General features: G+C 56.6%; 19 protein-coding genes. 9 read left to right on the top strand and 10 right to left on the bottom strand.

Annotation, left to right across the window (positions count from 1 at the left end):
* Position 1 precedes the first annotated feature (1 nt).
* The 9 genes from E3E42_RS00295 to E3E42_RS00335 all read right to left on the bottom strand — a co-directional run bounded on the left by E3E42_RS00295 (position 2) and on the right by E3E42_RS00335 (position 9,282).
* A complete protein-coding gene (locus tag E3E42_RS00295; RefSeq protein ID WP_167902138.1) occupies positions 2-1,270 on the bottom strand; it encodes an ABC transporter permease in 1,269 nt (422 codons plus the stop codon).
* Complete coding sequence (locus tag E3E42_RS00300) at positions 1,267-2,232, bottom strand: ABC transporter permease (protein ID WP_167902139.1); 966 nt, start codon at positions 2,230-2,232, stop codon at positions 1,267-1,269. The genes E3E42_RS00295 and E3E42_RS00300 overlap by 4 nt, the downstream gene beginning before the upstream one ends.
* A gap of 113 nt (positions 2,233-2,345) precedes the next feature.
* Positions 2,346-3,176, bottom strand: coding sequence for an ATP-binding protein (locus tag E3E42_RS00305; protein ID WP_167902140.1), 831 nt, complete (start codon positions 3,174-3,176; stop codon positions 2,346-2,348).
* Positions 3,177-3,207: 31 nt separating this feature from the next.
* The gene (locus tag E3E42_RS00310; protein WP_167902141.1) at positions 3,208-3,891 is read right to left on the bottom strand and encodes a hypothetical protein; all 684 of its coding nucleotides are present in this window, start codon (positions 3,889-3,891) and stop codon (positions 3,208-3,210) included.
* A 59-nt stretch (positions 3,892-3,950) separates the two neighbouring features.
* A complete protein-coding gene (locus E3E42_RS00315) occupies positions 3,951-5,228 on the bottom strand; it encodes an ABC transporter permease (RefSeq protein WP_167902142.1) in 1,278 nt (425 codons plus the stop codon).
* A complete protein-coding gene (locus tag E3E42_RS00320; RefSeq protein ID WP_167902143.1) occupies positions 5,221-6,267 on the bottom strand; it encodes an ABC transporter permease in 1,047 nt (348 codons plus the stop codon). Before E3E42_RS00320 ends, E3E42_RS00315 begins: the two co-directional genes overlap by 8 nt.
* Positions 6,268-6,420: 153 nt before the next feature.
* Positions 6,421-7,323, bottom strand: coding sequence for a radical SAM protein (locus tag E3E42_RS00325; RefSeq protein ID WP_167902144.1), 903 nt, complete (start codon positions 7,321-7,323; stop codon positions 6,421-6,423).
* 47 nt (positions 7,324-7,370) lie between these two features.
* Positions 7,371-8,072 carry a dihydroorotate dehydrogenase electron transfer subunit gene (locus E3E42_RS00330; RefSeq protein ID WP_167902145.1) on the bottom strand — a complete coding sequence of 234 codons (702 nt, stop codon included), beginning with the start codon at positions 8,070-8,072 and terminating at the stop codon, positions 7,371-7,373.
* Positions 8,050-9,282: a dihydroorotase gene (locus tag E3E42_RS00335; RefSeq protein ID WP_167902146.1), complete on the bottom strand. Its 1,233-nt coding sequence runs from the start codon at positions 9,280-9,282 to the stop codon at positions 8,050-8,052. The genes E3E42_RS00330 and E3E42_RS00335 overlap by 23 nt, the downstream gene beginning before the upstream one ends.
* A gap of 394 nt (positions 9,283-9,676) precedes the next feature.
* On the opposite strand from E3E42_RS00335, the gene E3E42_RS12120 reads away from it, so the two are divergent.
* The 9 genes from E3E42_RS12120 (at position 9,677) to E3E42_RS00375 (ending at position 18,904) form a co-directional block, all read left to right on the top strand.
* On the top strand, positions 9,677-10,387 hold the full coding sequence (locus E3E42_RS12120; protein WP_370519553.1) for an ABC transporter substrate-binding protein: 711 nt from the start codon (positions 9,677-9,679) through the stop codon (positions 10,385-10,387).
* Entirely contained in the window at positions 10,384-12,066 is a 1,683-nt protein-coding gene (locus E3E42_RS00340) for an LPXTG cell wall anchor domain-containing protein (RefSeq protein ID WP_370519554.1), read from the top strand. The genes E3E42_RS12120 and E3E42_RS00340 overlap by 4 nt, the downstream gene beginning before the upstream one ends.
* A gap of 179 nt (positions 12,067-12,245) precedes the next feature.
* Positions 12,246-13,301, top strand: a complete 1,056-nt coding sequence (locus tag E3E42_RS00345; protein WP_167902147.1) for an ABC transporter permease — start codon at positions 12,246-12,248, stop codon at positions 13,299-13,301.
* Positions 13,302-13,312: 11 nt separating this feature from the next.
* On the top strand, positions 13,313-14,782 hold the full coding sequence (locus tag E3E42_RS00350; protein WP_167902148.1) for an ABC transporter permease: 1,470 nt from the start codon (positions 13,313-13,315) through the stop codon (positions 14,780-14,782).
* Between the two features lie 10 nt (positions 14,783-14,792).
* Entirely contained in the window at positions 14,793-15,752 is a 960-nt protein-coding gene (locus E3E42_RS00355) for an ABC transporter ATP-binding protein (protein WP_167902149.1), read from the top strand.
* A gap of 10 nt (positions 15,753-15,762) precedes the next feature.
* The gene (locus E3E42_RS00360; RefSeq protein WP_167902150.1) at positions 15,763-16,770 is read left to right on the top strand and encodes an ABC transporter ATP-binding protein; all 1,008 of its coding nucleotides are present in this window, start codon (positions 15,763-15,765) and stop codon (positions 16,768-16,770) included.
* Positions 16,771-16,796: 26 nt separating this feature from the next.
* A complete protein-coding gene (locus E3E42_RS00365; RefSeq protein WP_240913582.1) occupies positions 16,797-17,279 on the top strand; it encodes a hypothetical protein in 483 nt (160 codons plus the stop codon).
* A complete protein-coding gene (locus tag E3E42_RS00370) occupies positions 17,276-18,037 on the top strand; it encodes an NAD+ synthase (RefSeq protein ID WP_167902151.1) in 762 nt (253 codons plus the stop codon). Before E3E42_RS00365 ends, E3E42_RS00370 begins: the two co-directional genes overlap by 4 nt.
* A gap of 9 nt (positions 18,038-18,046) precedes the next feature.
* A complete protein-coding gene (locus E3E42_RS00375; protein WP_167902152.1) occupies positions 18,047-18,904 on the top strand; it encodes an EamA family transporter in 858 nt (285 codons plus the stop codon).
* Here the strand turns inward: E3E42_RS00375 and glnA are convergent.
* Positions 18,901-20,226 (bottom strand): type I glutamate--ammonia ligase, encoded by a 1,326-nt coding sequence (gene glnA, locus E3E42_RS00380; RefSeq protein ID WP_167902153.1) that lies wholly within the window; start codon positions 20,224-20,226, stop codon positions 18,901-18,903. The two genes, E3E42_RS00375 and glnA, sit on opposite strands and share 4 nt — an antisense overlap.
* Positions 20,227-20,412 lie beyond the last annotated feature (186 nt).

Consider the following 20,412-nt stretch of genomic DNA (forward strand, 5'->3'; position numbering starts at 1 on the left):
TCTACCCCCTCGACAGGAACCTCTCCTCCAGCTCACGGTTTATCAGGACGAAGGCGAGGGCGAATACCACGAGGGCGAGGCCGATTGGCACTATCATCCACCAGGCCATGCTGTATATCGCGTTCTGGCTGAGCACCATTCCCAGCATCGTTCCCCAGTTGAATCCGGGTGCGACCCTGAAGAAGCCCAGTATCGATATCAGCGCGATGACCTTGGGTGCGAAGAGCGAGAGCTGGTAGATTGAGTATGGCCCGACTATCCTCAGTATGTGCCTCCGGAGTATCCACTTCCTGTCGGCGCCCAGACTTTCGGCCGCGGCCACGTACTCCTTGTTGAGCTCTGTCCTGACTATAGCCCCCACGTTCCTGGCTATCTTCCCGAAGAGCAGAAACGCCAGCGCCGGCACGAAGGCCCACATGGGTATCGTTATCCTGGCGTTGTAGGACACGCTCCCGGTCAGGGGTATGAGGGCTATCATGAAGGGTATGACTGGGATTATTGTGGAGAGCTTCGATATGGAATCCACGGCCGTTCCGGCTTTTCCCCTAAGTGAGGCGGCGAGGCCGGCGAGCGTTCCAAGGGCCACAGCCACCACCGCCGTGAGGTAGACGAGGATTACCGTCTGCCTCGCCCCCCACAGGAATGCCGCACCGACGTCCCTGCCGTAGGTGTCGGTTCCCAGGATACCGTAGGTGGCTCCCACTATTTTGACCGTTGAGTTGATTGCTCCCTCAACGGTTATCGTGTAAACCCCGTGCTCCGGAACGACCTCTCCGCTCCGGTTCACGAAGAACAGCGGCTTCAGGCCCATTCTAAAGGCCGTGTCCTCCATTCTGAACTCCACTCCCCTGTCTTCAGCTATCTCCATCAGCACCTGCCACTGATAGGCGAGGGAGACTTCATCGGAGGTTCCCCTGTAGAACTGGTAGCTCTCCCCTGAGGGCGTCGTCACCGTTACCGTCACGGGCCTTCCCTCGGTTCTGTTGAACTTCACTATTATATCCTGGGGTGGCTTTGAGTACCTGAAGTCGTACTCGAAGGTCTGAAGGCCAGGCTGACTCTTTACAGGGGCCAGTTCCTCCGTTGGAGGCAGGCTCTTTCCGAAGAGGTTCACCCACGAGGGCGGAACGAGCTTGGGGTTGTCCTTCCAGTAGAGGCCGTTGTACCAGTTCTCTATCTTCTCCTCGTTCACGAAGTAGGGGGCGATGAACGCTGCGATGGTGTATATCACGATGATGGCCACTCCCAGCCTGAGCTTGCTGGTTCTCATTGCCTCTCCCCTCCCGAGCGCGGGTCCAGGTAGAGGTACAGGCCCTCCATCACCACGGCGTTGATGAAGTAGAACAGCATCATAACCGCCGTCGCGAAGAACAGGATCTCGGGTGCATAGGCAAAACCGAACCCGTCCCCAATGCGGGTCAGCCCGAATGAAATCGCCATCAGATAGCCGAGGCCGTGTATGTTGAATATAACCTCGATGAGCATCATTCCTGTCAGTATCTCCAGGAAGTTGTACGTCGTGAATGTCAGGAACGCCGGTAAAGCGGTTCTGAGGAGTTTGCGCATTATCCTCCCCTCTGGCAGTCCCCTCGCGACGTCGTAGAGCACGTGGTCGCCGTTGCGCTCGTTCACTATCATGTTCCTGACGTTGAACGCGTACTCCCACAGGCTCGAGAACACCAGCGTGAGCACCGGAAGGGCCAGGGCCCTGAGGTAGGTGCTCGTGGATAGGGTTCCGTGCACCTCCGCCCAGTTGATGGTGCCCTCGAAGTTGATGGGGAACAGGGAGAGCTTCCAGTAGAAGAGGAACAGGAACACCACGCCTATGAACCAGGAGGGCATGGCCGAGAGGGTTGGGGCCAGGACGGAGACCACCTTATCGATCCACCCCCGGTAGTAGCCTGCCCTCAGCCCCAGGAAAAGCCCTACCGCGAGGAGGAAGACCTCGGTCAGCACGAGGAGGGCGAAGCTCTTGACGACGAAGGTCTCCAGGCTCTCCCCCCTCACCTCCGGCGGGTCCCTCAGGAACTTCCATGTGGCGGAGAAGTAGCCGCCTATAGTGTCCAGCAGGCTACTGTCGTTTTTCGGGTAGAACTTGTAGACCTTTCCGAGGTCGTTCCTTTCAATCCGCAGTTCTCCACCCGCTATGATGGTTCCGACCACGAGAAGGGCGAGGAACAGGATTAAAAGATTCCTCGTGATTATCCTGGCAACGGCTCCGGCTTTAGCCATGTTCCCACCCGGAAGTGACATCGATGTACTCTTTAAAACATTTACGAACCTGAGTAATTTTCGTCCGGTAGAAGAAGGAAATATAAATCAACGGTTCCCGGAAAATTAAAGCGTCACTCCGGGAAGAGCGTATCAAGCCCCAATTTCCGGTATACGAACTTTTTCTGCTCCGCGGGTACCACAGGCCTTGAGGTTTCCTTCTCCGCCTTCTCCCTGTCCATGAGGCCGTAGCGAACCAGGGCGGCTATTCTGCGGTGCTCGAAGCTATGGCCGTGCTTCTCCCAGTAGCGCTCCAGGGCCGGACCGAGGACGAGGCAGTTGGTGGTGTAGCCAGGCAGCTCGGGGAACTCGAAGGGGAGCCTCTCCAGGATTTCAAGCCTCTCCTTCTCGGTCATCATGGAGAGGAGTCTTATCTGGGTCACCCCGCCGCTCATGAGCCTGTACGAGTGGTGGCCGAAGGGAAGCTCGTGGCCGGTGATGATGTACTTATAGCCGTTTTTGAGGGCGTACTTCCTCAGCTTCTCCATCGTTCTCCTGGAGCAGCGTCTGCAGGGCGATTCTGCCTTGAGAAGGGCCTCGCGGAAGATGTCGGAGTAGTCGTAGCGGAGAACCTTGAACGGAACGCCCAGCGCTCTGGCGGTTCTTTCAGCGTTCTCTATGGCCTCCCTTGCCATCAGGCCGTGGTCTATCATCACCGCCTCCAGCTTCGGGACCTTGTAGACCCCCTTTGCCAGATAGAGCGCCACGGTACTGTCCTTTCCGCCGGAGTAGGCAACGATTGCCCTGTCCACGTTCCTCATAATCTCCTCGAGCTCGGCGCGGATCCTTTCCCGGTCCACGGGGTGTCTCAGGTAAACCTGGCACTCCCTGCACACGGGCTTTCCGTCGATTACGTCTATCTTTGCCGTCCTCTCGTCGTGAATGCAGATTGAGCACTTGAGCATGATTGGAAGGGAGGGAAAGTTCTTAAAAGCTTTATCTGGGCAGTTTTGGCACCTTGGACTTGAGCTTCCCCGTGGTGTCCTTCGCCCTCTTCACGGTCTCGTCTGTCTTTTTCTTGCCCTTCTTCGTCGCGAAGAAGCCCACCGTGGCTATGGCATTCTGGAGGAGTATCCCTCTGTTGTTTCTGGCGATGAACCAGCCGAAGAGCAGACCGAATGCCAATCCGGAGAACCAGAGCGAGAGAATGAAGGTGTTGGCGCTCATACCGTTTGGACTGAGGGTTACGGAGAAAGCCTTGTAGGCGAGGGCAAAGGCGACGACGAAGATCGTTTCGAGCAGTATCGACAGCTTGGTCGCCATTCCGATTATTCCCAGAACCGTGCTGTCCTCGGTGTACTCCTCTATGACCCTCTGGTCGTGGAGGCCGTAGACTAGAGTCCTGGTTATGTTGGCCCCGCTCCTGAAGGCGAGGAAACCGAAGAAGGCCGCGCTCCAGCTGGCCCCCCAGAGCTTCCAGAACGCCCAGGCTCCAACGGCTATCCAGACAAGGGTGTAGAGTCTCTCGATGCCCTTCTTCTCGTTCTCAGGAACCTCGAGGCGGAGAACCTTCCTCCAGGCCATTCCCGTCAGGCTTCCAAAGGCCCGCATCAGCATCAGGGATAGGTTGATGAAGAGAAATGCCGTCAGGAAGAGGAATGCAAAGAGCTCCCGCAGCACGGGGTATCCCCCCTGTCCCTCTGGTTTTATTTTGCTCAGCACTTATTTAACGCTTCCCCTCAGCGCTTCAGGAACTCCTCCTCTATCTTCCTGCTCAGCGACACGAAGGAGAGCGCCAGAAGGCCTATGGAAACGCCCACCGGAACCACCTGCCACCACGCCAGCCTGTAGGTTGCTCCCTCCCTTATCGTCTGGCTCATTATGGTGCCCCAGTTGAAGCCCGGCACGATGTTGAAGAAGCCCAGGAGAGTTATGAACGCTATCGTTCCGGGGACGGCCAGGGCGAACTGGTAGATGGCGTAGGGCACCAGAACCCTTGAGACGTGCTTCCGGAGAATCCAGAGGGAACTCCCGCCGAGCGCCTTGGCCGATTCGACGTACTCCTTTCTGAGCTCCTCCTCGACCATCGAGCGGACGTTCCTCGAGACGTTTCCCATCATGAGAACTCCTACGATAAGGGCTATTGCGAGGGGGCTGGCCTTGATGACGTAGTTCTCGTCTATCGCCGCCACCAGGACCACCGCGGACACCGCCACCGGAAGAACCGGGGTTACCGTCACGAGCCGTGAGATGAAATCCGCTATCCTACCCACCCAGCTGGAGAGGACGCTCAGCGTTCCCAGAATCAGGGCCAGACCAACCGTTGCGAGGGAGCCGAGGATAGCTATGGTTATGGTTTCTCTCATTCCCCATATGAAGCCGGTCCAGACGTCTCTCCCGACGGTGTCGGTTCCCAGGAAGCCGTAGCTCTTTCCGAGCACCCTTATCTTCGGCTCTTTCTCCGGACCTTCGACCACTATCAGGTACCGCCCCTTCAGGAATTCCGGGTGATCCAGGCAGTCTTCGGTGGGCTTCGAGAATATTATGTTAAAGGCATCGTGGAACAGCAGGTTCCCGCCTTCGGGCGTCACGTTGCACTTCTCCTCGGCTATTCTGACGAACACGCCGGGGTTCTTGGAGAAGTGTATCTCACCGAAAACGTAGCCGTCCCAGAGGACGTATTCCCGCCCGTCTGGTCCGATTATCTTTATCCTCATCACTCCCGTCGAGTTCGGAATGAAGATTATGTCCGAGGGTGCGGAGGAGTAGTGGAAGTCGTAGGTGAAGACGAACTCTCCGGCCTGACGCTCCCCCTGGAGCCACTCCGTCCTCGGCAATCCTGCAAGCTCGCCGTACCATTCCGGGGGAACGCCTATCGGGTTAAGACGCCAGTAGCCCAGGTTGTCCCAGTTCTCAACGTCCTCGCGGTTCAGGGTGAGGGGGCCGATGATGGAGACGATGAGGAAGGAGACGATTATCACCACCGCCGCCGGGGTCGAGATGTTTCTCTCAAACATTCCGCCTCACCCTGGGGTCGAGCTTCAGGTAGAGGGCCTCCATAACCGTCGAGTTGATGAAGTATAGCAGAACCATGACGAGGGCGACGAAGAATATGTACCTGCCGTTGAAGGTGAACGTCTGTGTTATCTCGCCGCTGGGTGACGGGTGGTAGTTCTTTCCAGCGGAGCAGGCGAAGACGTAGCCTATGCCGTTCACGTTGAAGAGCTTCTCGACGGCCATCGCGTTTATCAGGAGGCTGAGGAAGTTGTAGCTTGTAAAGGTTAGGAAAGATGGAAGGACTGTTCTGAGGAGTTTTTTCATGATCCTTTTGTCGGGAAGGCCCTTGAGCACGTCCGCGAAGAAGTGCTCCTCGTGGGTTTCCCTCTTCACCAGGGTTCTCACGTTGAAAGCGTATATGACGACGTTGGCGAAGGTCAGCGTCAGGACCGGGAGGAGAAGGGCGTTCAGATAGGTGAAAACGCTTATCTCCCCGGTCGCCTTGGCGCGGGCGATGTAGTTCATGTAGTCTATCGTGGAAAGATCCAGCCGCCACCAGAGCGTCCACAGGAGAAATATTGCCCAGAACCAGCCGGGAATTGCGGAGAATATCGGTGCCAGTGTGGAAAGAACCTTGTCCCACCGGCCTCCCCGATAGCCAGCCTTCAAGCCCCAGTAGAGGCCCAGCAGGAACACCATGGCCATAGTCAGGAGGAGAACGATGAAGGTCGTCAGGATAGCCTTTTCCGGCGTCGTCATGAAGACCTCCTCGAAACTCTCCCTGGGGCTGGGGTTGTATATCCTGGCCTCCATGTCGCCCTGCTTCGCGACGATGACCGTTCCGTTCTTCCTGCTGAAGAGTGCGAACGAAAAGTTGGCGTACTCGTAGGTTTTTTCCAGGCTTTCTCTTATCCCCATCTTCCCTTCCACGGGAACGCCGAGCTTGTTCATCTCGATCGAGTTTATCTTGTGCTCGGCCTGGGCGATTAGGACACCCGTGATGACGAGAACAATTATTAGCAGTGTTACGTTCTCCAGGACTTTACCAATGAATCTCATTCCTGGAGCACCGTGGTAAAATACTCACCTCGCTTAAAAAGCTTTCCATCTGTGAATAAACCGAAAAATTTGGGCGTGTTTGGACATTTGATGTAAAAATAGTGATTGAGGTCATATTTTTCTTTTGAAAGCCTCGCCCCCATGTCAGGGCTGTCAGGCTCTCTCCCTCTTCATCGCCGGTGCGACGTCCCTGGCAACGCGCCTCGCGCTGAACAGCGTCAATGGATCCATCGTCCTGTAGATTGCGAGCTGACAGCCGCTTATGCGGACGTCTATGTACTTCTTTGCCTCCATCGCGGCCTTCAGGTAGTCCCTTACGCTCTCGGCCCGCTCGAAGTCGAGGCCGGCCTTTCTCAACCGCTCGACGTTCAGCTCGTGAATCGTGAGGGGCTGGAGCATCATCTCGTCTATTCCGAGGGAAGCCGCAAGCTCTGCTATCTTCGGTATGTCCTCGTTGTTTATGCCGGGCATGAATATAGTCCTCACAGCCGAGCGGACGCTCTTATCTCTTCCGACTATCCTCAAGGCGTTTACAACCGCATCGAAGGTGTCGGCGTTGGTAATTTTGAGGTGCTTTTCCCTCGTTGATGCATCGAGGCTTATCATCACGAGGTCGAAGTCGAGCTTCTCCCACAGCTCCTCGGTGAGAAGGGAACCGTTCGTCTGAAGATCGAGCCTCGCCTCGGGAAAGCGCTCGCGGAGTATCTTGTTCACTTCAACTATGCGCGGGCTTATGAGCGGCTCGCCGTACTGTGAAACGGTTATGGCGTATGGCCTCTCCCAGCCGTAGTAGCCGGGCTTTGGGGCCTTTCCGAGCTTCACCGCGACGTTTGAGTAGCAGAATATGCAGTCGTGGTTGCACGCCGGCGTGAGCTCGTAGCTCGGGTGGTGAACGGGATTGGGGTTGCTCAGATCGAGCCCCTGGCAGCCCTGACAGTGGGTGGGGAACTTCAAATCCATCACGAACTTCTTTAACAGCCTCGCCTCCTCGTTCTCGAGGATTTGCGGCTCCACTCCCATGCTCCTCGCGAACTCCTCCCAGCTCATCTTCTTCATTCTCTCACCGGCCGAAACAGAGAAAAGGGGTTTAAAAACCTGATTGGTCAGAGCAGTCCCCTGAGCTGGAAGCCGTCGAAAACCGGCCCGTCGCGGCAGACGAGGTACTTTCCAAGGTTGCAGGAGCCGCAGACACCGATTCCACACTTCATGTAGCGCTCCGCCGAAACCTGGACGTTCCTGTGGTCCATAACCCCCAGCACCGCTTTGAGCATCGGCTCCGGGCCGCAGGCGTAGACTTGGTCGAACTCGTTCTTTCTCTCCGCCAGCACGTCCGTTGGGAAGCCCTTTCTGCCAGCGGAGCCGTCATCGGTCGTGATTACCACTTCGTCCACGTAGTTCTCGATGTCCATCAGTGCCAGCTCCTCTCTGCTTCTTGCCCCGTAGAGGAGTGTTATCCTCTCAAATCTGCGCCGGTGCTGTTTTGCGAAGGCGTAGAGTGGTGGAATCCCTATGCCGCCGCCGATCAGGGCTATCTTCTCTCCCCTTGGCTCGAAGCCCCTGCCGTACGGCCCGCGGATCCAGAGGTGGTCTCCCTCAGCCAGCTCGAAGAGCCTCGACGTGAAGGGGCCAACGCGCTTGACGACTATCAAGTCCCTCCAGGCCAGGCTGAAGGGTTTTTCCCCGACTCCCGGGAGCCATGTCATTATGAACTGTCCGGCGGTAAATTCGAGCCTCTTATCGAAGCGGAAGGCTTTAACGTCCCTGGCAGCGTCCCAAACTTCCCTAAGTGTTACCCTTTCCAGCATTTATCCTGACCCCCTCCGGCTTTCCCACGATTTCATCTTCCTCCATAACAACCCTTCCTCTGAGAAGGGTCATCAATACCTTTCCCTTCAGCTTTCTTCCCTCCCACGGGCTCCATTTTGCCTTCGTGTAGAAGTCCTCCGGTTTAACCGTCCACTCCCTCTTGAGGTCCACCACGGTGAAGTCCGCGTCCTTTCCCACCTCAAACCCCTTGTTCCTTATTCCAAATATTCTAATTGGATTCGTGTGCATCTTTTCAACGATGTCGGAAAGCTCGAGCATTCCCCTGTTCACGGCGTCGAGGAGAAGCGCCACCTCCGTTTCCAGTCCCGGTATCCCCGCCGCCCCCGATTCCTTGTCCTCCGGCGTGTGGGGTGCGTGGTCGCTGGCTATGAGTGGAATGCGGGAAAAGTTCCTCCAGAGTGCCCTCCTATGTTCTTCGTCCCTCAGCGGAGGATAAACCCTGAGGAGCGGGTTCCCCTCGAAGTCCTTTCTCGTCAGAAAGAGATGGTGGGGAGTAACCTCGAAGCTTACCCACGGAAGGTTTCTCCGCAGTATCGCCTCGATTCCACCAGTAGTTGATACATGGCAGACGTTGAGGGGCTTCCCCAGCTTTTCTGCCGCGTTCAATGCCCTTTTTATTGCCCTGATTTCGGCTTCCGGCGGTCTTTCGGGATTTTGGGCGATAATTTCGGCGTCCTCCGCGTGGACGCTAACGATGCTTGGAGCGCAGGAGTAATCCCCTTCAAAATCCTCCGAAAAGACTCCCCCCGTTGAGGCCCCCATGAAGATTTTGTAGAAGTCCGCACCGGCCTTCACAGCATCCCCGCAGTTGTTTCTTATCAGAAAGCCCAGGGCGTAGTCAGCGTATGCGGTCCCCTCGAACAGTGCTTTCCTCCGTTCAAATGTCTTAACGTCCAAGACGGGCGGCTGGGTGTTGGGCATGTCGAAGACCGTGGTTATTCCCCCGTGAACCGCCGCCATCGTGCCAGTTTCGACAGTTTCTTTTTTTCTTTGGTCAAAATCCCTCAGGTGGACGTGCACGTCTATCAAGCCAGGGAGTATGACCTTTCCACGACCAATTTGAATGGTTTCTTCTCCCTTCAGCTCGCCCGTTGAGACGCGCAGGATCCTGCCGCCAGAAACCCCTATGCTCCCTTCTATCAGTTTCCCACCCGTCAGGAACTTCCCTTTCAGAACCAGGTCGTACATAGTGCCCGCTTGGGGGTGGATGCGTTGGCATTTTAAGTTTTTTGCCTCTCTCTGGGAGGGGGTGTCCTTCAAAAAGGCGGCTAACGATTTTTTGGGCTTTCTCCACGTTTGTGTGATCTTCTTTAGAAATTTTGTCTGATTTGCTGTTTTTTAGTGGTAGTACGTGGGTGTGCGATGGCACAATTGGCGCGAGGCCGTGTGATGGCTGTATTGAGGCTGATTGGCTCCATGTCCTCTTGTTTTCACCGGCGTTACTTTTACAAGAACGTAACCCTTAAATAGGCTTTCAATGTATATCCTCATGCCATTATACACCACATATGGCAATATTGCCAAAAAGTGAAGGAGGCAGTGGAGTATGAAGAAGGCTTTGGGATTGTTTATTATGGGCTTGATGTTGTTTAGTTTGTTTGCCGTCCACTCCGTCAGCGCGGCGGACTATACCCCGAAGGACATACCGCTGAACAGCGACGAGGCCAAGGCCCGCTTTAAGGCAGACCTCCAGTGGTACCTCAAGTACGGTCACTTTGTCATCAGCAACGGTCCGTACATCCTCTCGATGTACTCTCCCGAGAACCTTTACCTCAAACTTGAGAAGTTTAATGGAAAGAGGACTGTTTTCAATGACGACCCCAAGCTCCCGAAGGACGGTTACGCCGATGTTATCGAGTACCAGGGTGTCCAGAACGAGGAGACCATAATTCTCCAGGTCGCCAAGGGCGAGTTCGACGTTGGTCTCTTCGCCTTCGGTGCCAACAAGTACCAGGGTCTTGGAAGCGACGTCCTCGCCAACCTTAACCTCTACAAGAGCGCCAGCTCCTCCGTCGAGCTGAGCATCAACCCGTACAAGGACCCAGACCAGGACGCCCCGATCGTCACCGTCGGTGACAACGTTTACTTCAACCCGTTCGCCATCAGGAAGGTCAGGTTCGCCATGAACTGGCTCATCAGCAGGAACTACATCATCCAGAACATCTACCAGGGTAGCGGTGCCCCGGCCCTCAGCGGTATCACCCGAGCGACCCGGCCGCCAAGTACTTCGATCCCGTCTACGAGGCGCTCCACCTCACCGCCGACGGAAACGAGGACCTCGCCCTCAAGATGATAAGCGACGCCATGCAGGAGGCCGCCCAGCAGGTCGCCGCTGCCGGCCACACCCTCGAGAAGAAGGATGACGGCTTCTGGTACTTCGACGGTCAGCCGGTTGAGGTTAAGTTCGTTATCCGTACCGAGGACGAGAGGAAGGACATAGGCCTTTACATCTCCGACCTCCTCGAGAAGAAGGTCGGATTCAAGGTTGACAGGATGCTCCTCGACAGGCAGAAGGCGAGCGAGATCGTCTTCAGGAAGCCGATCAGCACCTACGAGTGGAACCTCTACACCGGTGGTTGGGGTGCCGGTGGTCTTGGAAGCATGTACCCCGACTGGCAGATCTACTACTGGTACTCCCCGCTTGGCTACTACCCGAACTTCAACGACCCGAGGCACCAGCCCGACGTCACCGTTGAGGACGCCCTCAAGTACATCGGTGACGGCAGCGTTACCGCCGGCCTGCAGAAGCTCGACACCAAGTACTACACCAGCGAGGAGAGCCTCGGCCCGATACTCAAGTGGACCACCAAGGAGATCGGTTACCTCCTCCTCATGACCCAGTACACCGACCCGGCCACCAACACCACCATAGTCCTCAACAACGCCGACCAGTACTGGGACCTCCAGAAGATCGGTATCACCATGGGTATCATGGACAGCGTCAGGATCTTCCTCGTTGAGAACTGGGAGTTCTACCCGGTTAACAAGGAGAGGGTTACCGACATCGTCAGTGACGACAGCATTGGTATCGCCAGCAGGTGGAGCCTCATGAGTGCCAAGACTCCGGACAAGCACCTCAAGGTTGCCCAGTTCGCTTCAACCGGTGCCCTCTTCATGAGCGCCATCAACCCGGTTGGAGGTATCACCGACGTTTACAGCACCAGGCTCTGGAACCTCATACACGACACCGGCGGTACCACCAACTTCGACGGTATCTACGTCCCGTACAGATGCAAGTGGACCCTTGAGAGGGGTGAGTTCACCGTTCCGGACGATGCCGTCATCTACAACCAGACCCAGGGCTGGATTGCCGCCCACGCCGGCGAGACCGCCAAGGTTAAGGTCACCGTCACCTGTGACATGGGTGACTGGCAGAACGGCGTGAAGATGACCGTTGATGACATCAAGTACTACATCGCCTTCTACTACGCCTGGGCATACAAGGACACCCCGGACGACCCGTACTACGACAGCGCCCTGAGTGACACTGCCGCCACCTACCAGACCTACCTCGGCTTCCAGTTCACCGACAACGGCTACGTGGTTTACGGTACCTACGTCCACCCGTTCGCCGATGACATTACCGCGAGCAACTACATCCTCTACCCGAGCATGCCGTGGGAGATGTACTGGGCCATGGGTGAGCTCGTCGCCAACGGCGACGCCTACGACGCCAGCAGCAAGTACTCCTTCAGCAGCAGCGGTGAGGGACTCCTCCAGCTCGACCTCCTCACCAAGCAGCACGTCGATGACCTCGCCAAGGTCATCCTCAAGATCTCCGGCCTCACCTGGGACGACATAACCAGCACCACGACCACCACCGAGACCGGCCCGAGCGTTACCACCCCAACAACCCCGACAACCTCGACTGAGACCTCAACCGGAGGCGGCAACACCACCACCTACGTCGTCGTTGGCCTGGTGATAATCGTCATCGCCGCGGCCGCCTGGTACTTCACCAAGAAGAAGTGAAGTAGTTTCGTTCTTTCCCCTATTTTTTGAATTTTACCTGCGTTTTTGACGGTTCTTTCCAGGCTCCATAGTGCACTTCTATGAAAATGTGCACATCTATGCAGTAAGATATATAAAGTCAGTTTTACAATGTTGAAAAAGATACATTAAACACGAGCAACCTACGTGGGGGTGAAAAAATGGGATATCTAAAGTACTTGGTGTTTAGAATTCTGAACGCCATCCTTGTTCTGCTGATTGTGACGTTTATTATCTCGGCACTCTTTGTTAAGGTTGCGGAACAGAGCAACCTGGCAAAGATGAACGATGAAATGATGCAATGGGACAGGACCACAGGTCAGAATATCCTGAGAACGCAGGGCCAGGACGCCTATGAAAAGGCGAAGGCCGAGCACGAGCAGTTCCTTCGTGAGAAATACGAGCTCAACCTTCCGTACTGGCAGAAGGTCTACAACAAGGCCATACGTACGCTGAAGCTTGATTTTGGAACCACCACCACGCCTATCTTCGGAACCAACAACGTCTCCGACATCATCAAGGTTGCCGTTCCGAGGAGCATCCTGCTCTTCACGACCGCGACGATAATAGTTATCATCCTGGGTATCTTCCTTGGAGTCAGAGCCGCCAGGCACGCCGGCAGTGTTTTCGACAGGGGTCTGTCCATCTTCGCACTGCTCACATACAGTCTGCCGATGTGGTGGACCGGAATGATGTTCCTTCTGATCTTCGCCTTCAAGCTCGGCTGGTTCCCGCTCAGCTCGATGTTTGACCCTCAACTCACCGGCTGGGAGCACGTTAAGGACGTTATCTACAAGCTCGCCCTTCCTGTAATCACCTACGTCTTCGTTGCCTTCGGCGGCTGGGCATGGACAACCAGGAACATCATGATAGGCACCCTCCAGGAGGACTTCATAATGGCCGCCAGGGCCAAGGGTGTCCCTGAGCACAAGATCATCTACGGTCACGCCCTCCGCGCCGCGGCTCCGCCGATAGTTACCATGATTATCTTTTCACTCCTCGGTTCGCTCGGCGGTGCCATCATCAGTGAGCTCGTCTTCAACTACCCGGGAATGGGCAGACTCTACTGGGTCGCCCTTCAGCAGAACGAGACCAACCTCCTCATAGGCCTGACGTACTTCTTCACAGTACTCTACCTTGCGGGAGTCGTCCTCGCCGACATGGTCTACGGATTCCTCGACCCGCGTGTCAAGGTCGGTGCTTCCTCCAAGATGTGAGGTGATTCACGATGAGATGGGTCGACGTCAAAGAAGGATTTAAGGAATTCCTTGAAGAGTTTAAGAGGGAGAAGACCGGTATAGCCGGCGTCCTTCTCCTCATCCTCCTCGTCCTCGTCGCGCTTACAGCCCCGTATACAACAATACCGGACCTCCCTGATAAGTGGAGGAGCTCAGCTTACTGGGAGGACAACCCCAAGAACGTTCCGCCGACCTGGTACAACATGTTCACCTCCCAGAAGCTCGTTCCTCAGGTATCTTACTACGGCGATGAGCTCTCGATCACCCACCCGAGCAACACTGAAATCCTGATCGAGGCCCCTTACAGCTTTTCGAAGGGCTACTACCTCGGCCCGCAGGGAATCATCATAAGGAACATAAACGTGACCCTGAACATGCCGTCCGAGGCTCCGACGTACAGCCTGTACCTTGAGAGGCCCGATGGAAAGACCGTTCCCCTCGTGGACAACAAGCCCCTCACGAGTTCCACCACCATAGCCGTCGGTAGGGACGCGGCGATCTCCGCCAACATCTACGTCTGGCTCGTGAACGTCACCGAGGGCAGGGAGCTTGACCCGTTCCAGGCCCAGATGGACCCGATAGTCATCATGAACATCAACACCCTCGTGTCCGCGGCCTTTGCCAAGGTTGAGCCTGGAATGAAGGCTGAGGACATCATAAACAACCCCGAGCCCCTCTGGGGCGACTACAAGCTCGTCCTCAAGATCGACAACCCTGCCCCCGACCAGAACAAGGTCGTCATCGATGACATAAAGATCACCTTCCTCGGAAGGAGCTACGGAACCATGGGTACCGACTACCTTGGAAGGGACCTCTGGGCAGGCATCATCTGGGGTAGCAGGGTCTCGCTCGTCATAGGTATACTCGTCTCCGTCCTCAGCACCGTCATAGGTCTTGTCTACGGAGTTACAAGTGCGTACCTCGGTGGAAACGCCGACGAGTTCATGATGCGTATCAACGAGATCTTCGCCTCAATACCGAGCCTGCCGATACTCATCCTCATCGGTGCCACGGTGGGACACGTGACCCTAATGTTCATAGTCCTGCTGCTGGTCATCTTTGGATGGATGGGAATAGCGAGGATCGCGAGAAGTATGGCCCTCCAGATCAAGGAGCAGACCTACATCGAGGCCGCCAAGGCCCTCGGTGCCGGCAACGGAAGGATCATCTTCAAGCACATACTGCCGCAGCTCCTGCCCTACGCGTTCGCCGTCATAGCCCTCAGCGTTCCGGGTGCGGTTATCGCCGAGGCTTCCCTGAGCTTCCTCGGTATCGGAGACCCGACGGCTGTTACGTGGGGACAGATACTCAACGCGGCTCAGGCGCAGGCGGCGACGACTAAGGGCTACTGGTGGTGGGTTCTCCCGCCCGGGCTCGGTATAGCTGTCGTCGGCCTGACCTTCGTCCTCATAGGTACGGCCCTCGATAAGATACTCAACCCGAGGCTCAGGAAGCTGTGAGGTGGTATAAATGGCCAAGAACGTACTCGAAGTTAAGAACCTCAAGATGTATTACTTCACCAACAAGGGTGTCGTCAAGGCCGTCGATGACCTCACCTTCAACCTCAGGAAGGGCGAGGTGCTGGGACTTGCCGGTGAGAGCGGATGCGGCAAGTCCTCCCTCGGTTTTACCCTTATGGGAATGCCCACCGCACCGGGTAAGATAGTCGGAGGCAGCATCAAAATCGATGGCAGGGAGATAGTCGGTCTCCCCGAGGACGTCCTCAGGAAGGAGGTCCGCTGGCAGAAGATAGCCATGATATTCCAGGGTGCCATGAACGCCCTCAACCCGGTTTACACCGTCGGTCACCAGATGATCGAGCCGCTCCTCCTCCACAAGGGCATGAGCAAGGACGATGCCATTGACAGGGCCCAGAAGTACCTTGAGCTCGTGGGTCTTGACCCTGAGATCGTCTACCGCTACCCCCACGAGCTCTCTGGAGGTATGAAGCAGCGTGTCATCATAGCCTCTGCCCTCCTGCTTGAGCCCGAGGTGGTCATAGCCGATGAGCCGACAACGGCCCTCGATGTCGTTGTCCAGGCCCAGATCATCAACCTCCTGAAGAGGCTCAAGAAGGAGCTCGGTCTCTCCATGATATTCATCACCCACGACCTCAGCATCCTCGCCGAGATCAGCGACCGCGTTGCCATCATGTACGCGGGCAAGATCGTCGAGATTGGAGACAGCGAGAAGATCTACTACGAGCCGGCCCACCCGTACACCCAGAAGCTCCTCTCAGCTATACCGAGGCTCCACGAGGACATTGAGAGGCTTGAGTTCATTCCGGGACAGCCGCCCAACCTCATCAACCCGCCGAAGGGATGCCGCTTCAACCCGAGGTGCCCATACGTTATGCAGGTCTGTAAGGAGCAGGAGCCCGAGCTGAAGGAAGTTGATAAGGACCACTACGCCGCATGCTGGCTGCTGTGAGGTGTGAGAAATGGCCGAGCCGGTACTTAAAGTTGAAAACCTCAAGAAGTACTTCCCCATCAAGAGAGGCTTCGTGGACACCATCAAGGGTGCCCCGCAGAAGAAGGTTCACGCCGTTGACGGCATAAGCTTCGAGATATACAAGCAGCAGGTCTTCGCCCTGGTTGGTGAGAGCGGCTGTGGTAAATCAACCACCGGAAAGCTCATCGTCAAGCTCCTCGAGCCGACGGACGGAAGGATATACCTCGAGGGCAACGACGTCACCCACGTCAAGACCAAGGAGGAGATACTCAACTACCGCAGGCACGTGCAGATGATATTCCAGGACCCGTTCAGTTCAATGAACCCGCGCTTCAGGATATTCGACATCCTCGAGGAGCCGCTGCTCATACACGGCATAGGCGAGACCAAGGCCGAGCGCGAGGAGCTCATCTACAAGGCCCTCGAGATGGTCAAGATAACCCCGCCAGAGGACTACGTCGGCAGATTCCCGCACATGCTCTCCGGTGGTCAGAGGCAGCGTGTGGCGATAGCAAGGGCCCTCATCCTCAACCCGACCTTCGTCGTCGCCGATGAGCCTGTCTCGATGCTTGACGTGTCCATCCGTGCTGAGGTCCTCGAGCTGATGAAGGAGCTCAAGGAGAAGATGGGCGTCACCTACCTATACATCACCCACGACATGTCCACCGCCAGGTACTTCGCCGACTGGATGGCGGTCATGTACCTGGGTAGGATAGTCGAGATGGGACCGGTCGAGAAGGTCATCGACAACCCGCTCCACCCGTACACAAGGGCACTGCTCTCCGCCGTTCCGGAGCCCAAACCGGAGCGCAGGAACGTCATCAAGGAGCTGCCCATCAAGGGTGAGGTTCCCAACGCCGTTGATATACCGCCCGGATGCCGCTTCCACCCGAGGTGCATCTACGCCCAGAAGGGACTCTGCGACGCCAAGCACCCGCAGCTCGTCGAGTACGAGCACAACCACTTTGCGGAGTGCCACCTCGTTGGCAAGTACTGATCTTCTTCTTTTCTTTACTCTGGGTGATGCCTATGGGAACGTTCAGGGATGCCATGGAGTACCCTCTTCTCAGGGCTGGCCTGATAATGCTCGTCCTCGCCCTCGTTATATCCGCGGCGGGTTTCTACCGCGTTGGCAAGGTCTATTCGGCCAGTGGAACCCTGGAGGAGGGAATGCACTACCTGGGTGATGATAAATTCGAGACTGAGTATCTGTACCACAACAGAACGCTGATCCTCTCCTCTTCGGGTGCCAACCTCTCCCTGATTCAGGGGACCGAAATGACCAACTACACGATTGTGAACCGCGAGATAACGCTCCACCCGAGCGAGAGACCGGTGATATACATTTTTAACGGGAGCGTGAACTATACTTACAGCGCGACGGCCGTTGACTACCCCTACGCCATCTACTCGGTGGTGGCCTTCGTGCTGATGCTGGTTGGGGTTGTTATGGCCTTCATGGGGTACTCCCAGCTGCTGAGGGATGTGAAGGAGGGTAGGAGATGAGGGAGCTTGATTACAGCGCCGTCATTGAGAGGATAACCGGGTTCATAAGGGAGAGCGTTGATGGAGCCGGCACCGATGGCGTCGTCGTGGGTATAAGCGGGGGCATAGACAGCGCCACCGTCGCCTACCTCGCCGCGAAGGCCCTCGGAAAGGAGAGGGTTCTCGGCCTGATAATGCCCTACTACGAGAACCGCGACCTTGACGACGCCAAGCTCGTCTGCGAAAGCCTGGGGATTGATTACAAAATAGTCAACATAAAGCCCATCGTGGACGAGTTCGAGAGGGCCGTTGGAGGGCTCGATACCAGGAGCAGGGGAAACGTGATGGCAAGGACGAGGATGGTGCTCCTCTACGCCCACGCCAACGCAATGAACCGCCTCGTCCTCGGAACCAGCAACAGGAGCGAGGTTCTCACAGGGTACTTCACGAAATGGGGCGACGGTGCGAGCGACTACGCTCCCCTCATAAACCTCTACAAGACAGAGGTCTGGGAGATAGCAAAGCTCCTTGGAGTTCCTGAAAGGATAATCGAGAAGAAGCCGTCGGCCGGCCTGTGGGAGGGGCAGACGGACGAGGACGAGCTCGGGATAAGCTACCGCCTCCTCGACGAGATACTCTGGCGCATGGTTGACCTTGGAATGGAGAAGGCTGAAATAGCGGGGGAGCTTGGAATAAGTGTCGAGAGGGTCGAATACGTCGAGAGACTTGTGAGGGGCAGCGAGCACAAGAGGCGCCTCCCTGTTGGCCCCGTCCTCTGAGGTGAGCCCATGAGGAGGGGATACCTCTTAGTTTTTCTTGCCGCGTCGAGCTGGGGCACCCTCGGCATATTCGCCAAGTACCTCGACGGCTTTGGCCTCAGTCCGTTCACGATGGTATTTTACCGCGTTCTCTTCGCGCTGATGCTCCTCGGTACGTACCTTGAGCTCAGGGGGATTGGACTGTCCCTAGAAAGGGAGAGGCTGAAGTTCTACGCCCTCTACGGATTCTTCAGCATCTTCCTCTTCTATACCCTCTACTTCTACACGGTGACCATCTCGTCAGTCTCCTTCGCGGTCCTTCTCCTCTACACCGCCCCGGTGTACTCGATAGTTCTGGGCAGGTTGATCTTCAAGGAACCCCTGAGGAGGGAGAAGCTCATCGCCCTCGTCATGGTCATGGCGGGCGTAGTCCTCGTCAACGGTTCCGGGGCCGGGTTCTCGACCAGGGCGCTCCTCTTCGGCCTCCTGACCGGACTGACCTACGCTCTCTACGGGGTTCTGGCCAAGCTCGCGGTGAGGAAGGAAGAACCCGAGAAGGCCCTCTTCTACACCCTCCTGTTTGGGCTCCTGTTTCTCCTCCCCTTCACTGACTTCAGCGTTCCAGCGGGGGCGGTTCCATATCTCTTCGCACTGGCGCTCTTCCCGACGTTCCTCGGCTACATCCTCTACAACCACGTGCTAAAGGAAGTTGAGGTCAGCAGGGCCAGCATAGTTGCCACCATAGAACCCGTGGTCGCCATAGTCCTGGCGTTCGTTCTCTTCGGCGAGAGGCTGAGTGCGGCACAGCTCGCCGGCGCCGCCCTGATCATAGGGGGCTCGGTGATAGTGCACATGGGGGAGAAGGAGGGGCCGGAGGAAGCCCGCTAGACGTGGAAGTACCTCTCGAGCTCCCACTCCGTCACCTTCTTTGTTTCCTGGGGAATGTCCCGTGAGGCCAGGTACTCCAGGTAGTCTTCCCACTCGCGTTCTTTGTGCTCCACGAAGTTCCTGTAGGCACCGCCCAGGGCCTCCCTGACGACCCGGTCCCTCTTCAGCTCGTCGAGCGCCTCCCCGAGACTTCCGGGCAGGGTACCTATCCCGAGTCCGGCCCTCTCGGAGTCTTCCATCTCGTAGACGTTTGCCTCGGTGTACGCCTCCGGCTCCAGCCTTCTTTTTATTCCGTCGAGTCCGGCCATTAGAACCGCCGCGAATGCCAGGTACGGGTTGGCGCTGGGGTCGGGACACCTGTACTCTATCCTGGCCCCGTTGCCCCAGAACGCGGGAACCCTTATCAGGGTGCTCCTGTTGCGGTAGCCCCAGCTGATGTACACGGGAGCCTCGTAGCCGGGGACGAGGCGCTTATAGCTGTTCACCGTCGGGTTCGTGACCGCCGAGAGGGCCCTCGCGTGCTTTAGCAGGCCACCAAGGAAGTGCAGTGCGGCCTCACTGAGGCCGTCCTCCCCGATGAACGCGTTCTCTCCGTCCCTCCAGAGGCTTATGTGGAGGTGCATCCCGTTCCCGGGAAATCCGTGGATGGGCTTGGGCATGAAGGTCGCGTATAGACCGCGCATCTCGGCTGTCGTTTTGACGATGTATTTGAAGCTGATCACGTTGTCCGCCGTTTTGAGGGCCTCATCGTAGCGGAAGTCTATCTCGTGCTGGGACTTCCCGACCTCGTGGTGAAGAACCTCCGGGACGAGGCCAAAGGCCCGCATGTAGAGCGCTATCTCCCTCCGCAGGGTGCGGGCCCTGTCGAGGGTGACGAGGTCAAAATAGCCCCCGCTGTCGGGTATCTTAAGCTCCCACGTTCCGTTCTTTTTGAAGAGGTAGAACTCTGGCTCCGGGCCGATGTATGCCCTGAAGCCCTCCTTTTCGAGTCTCTCGATCGCCGCTCTGAGCACCCCCCGCGGATCCGCACCGTAGGGGCTTCCGTCTTTGTAGATGTATCCGTAGACCCTCGCTATTCCCTCCCATGGGACCTCTGTATAGGTTGTTGGGTCGGGCTTCAGCACGAGGTCGCTGTCTTCTATCCTCTGAAAGCCGGATATGGATGAACCGTCGAAGGCAATACCCTCCGTCAGAACCTCTTCGTATCTGTCGGCGGGTATCTCCATGCCCTTTGGAACCCCGTTGATGTCGACGAAGACCAGCTGGACGAACCCCGGCGACCCGGCCCCATGACCAATTCCAACCGTGGAAATTTCGTTCATTTTTATCACCATTAACTGTTCTAACGTTCAATTTTCATGCCAGATTACTGAACGATTAATCGGATAAAAGCCTTTTCACAGGATTTTTGTCACTATGACGAGCGGATGTGCGGGACTTCCATCCTTTGACAGCAAAATGTTCATTCCGTTGTCAGAATCATATGAAATTTACATTTTAATGTCAAA

Source organism: Thermococcus sp. JdF3, from assembly GCF_012027495.1.
Lineage (GTDB): Archaea > Methanobacteriota_B > Thermococci > Thermococcales > Thermococcaceae > Thermococcus.

Excerpts from the sequence above, each read along its gene's own strand:
- E3E42_RS00295 (WP_167902138.1), bottom strand. The coding sequence starts at position 1,270 with ATGAGAACCAGCAAGCTCAGGCTGGGAGTGGCCATCATCGTGATATAC.
- E3E42_RS00300 (WP_167902139.1), bottom strand. The coding sequence starts at position 2,232 with ATGGCTAAAGCCGGAGCCGTTGCCAGGATAATCACGAGGAATCTTTTA.
- E3E42_RS00305 (WP_167902140.1), bottom strand. The coding sequence starts at position 3,176 with ATGCTCAAGTGCTCAATCTGCATTCACGACGAGAGGACGGCAAAGATA.
- E3E42_RS00315 (WP_167902142.1), bottom strand. The coding sequence starts at position 5,228 with ATGTTTGAGAGAAACATCTCGACCCCGGCGGCGGTGGTGATAATCGTC.
- E3E42_RS00320 (WP_167902143.1), bottom strand. The coding sequence starts at position 6,267 with ATGAGATTCATTGGTAAAGTCCTGGAGAACGTAACACTGCTAATAATT.
- E3E42_RS00325 (WP_167902144.1), bottom strand. The coding sequence starts at position 7,323 with ATGAAGAAGATGAGCTGGGAGGAGTTCGCGAGGAGCATGGGAGTGGAG.
- E3E42_RS00330 (WP_167902145.1), bottom strand. The coding sequence starts at position 8,072 with ATGCTGGAAAGGGTAACACTTAGGGAAGTTTGGGACGCTGCCAGGGAC.
- E3E42_RS00335 (WP_167902146.1), bottom strand. The coding sequence starts at position 9,282 with ATGTACGACCTGGTTCTGAAAGGGAAGTTCCTGACGGGTGGGAAACTG.
- E3E42_RS12120 (WP_370519553.1), top strand. The coding sequence starts at position 9,677 with ATGTTGTTTAGTTTGTTTGCCGTCCACTCCGTCAGCGCGGCGGACTAT.
- E3E42_RS00340 (WP_370519554.1), top strand. The coding sequence starts at position 10,384 with ATGATAAGCGACGCCATGCAGGAGGCCGCCCAGCAGGTCGCCGCTGCC.
- E3E42_RS00345 (WP_167902147.1), top strand. The coding sequence starts at position 12,246 with ATGGGATATCTAAAGTACTTGGTGTTTAGAATTCTGAACGCCATCCTT.
- E3E42_RS00350 (WP_167902148.1), top strand. The coding sequence starts at position 13,313 with ATGAGATGGGTCGACGTCAAAGAAGGATTTAAGGAATTCCTTGAAGAG.
- E3E42_RS00355 (WP_167902149.1), top strand. The coding sequence starts at position 14,793 with ATGGCCAAGAACGTACTCGAAGTTAAGAACCTCAAGATGTATTACTTC.
- E3E42_RS00360 (WP_167902150.1), top strand. The coding sequence starts at position 15,763 with ATGGCCGAGCCGGTACTTAAAGTTGAAAACCTCAAGAAGTACTTCCCC.
- E3E42_RS00365 (WP_240913582.1), top strand. The coding sequence starts at position 16,797 with ATGCCTATGGGAACGTTCAGGGATGCCATGGAGTACCCTCTTCTCAGG.
- E3E42_RS00370 (WP_167902151.1), top strand. The coding sequence starts at position 17,276 with ATGAGGGAGCTTGATTACAGCGCCGTCATTGAGAGGATAACCGGGTTC.
- E3E42_RS00375 (WP_167902152.1), top strand. The coding sequence starts at position 18,047 with ATGAGGAGGGGATACCTCTTAGTTTTTCTTGCCGCGTCGAGCTGGGGC.
- glnA (WP_167902153.1), bottom strand. The coding sequence starts at position 20,226 with ATGAACGAAATTTCCACGGTTGGAATTGGTCATGGGGCCGGGTCGCCG.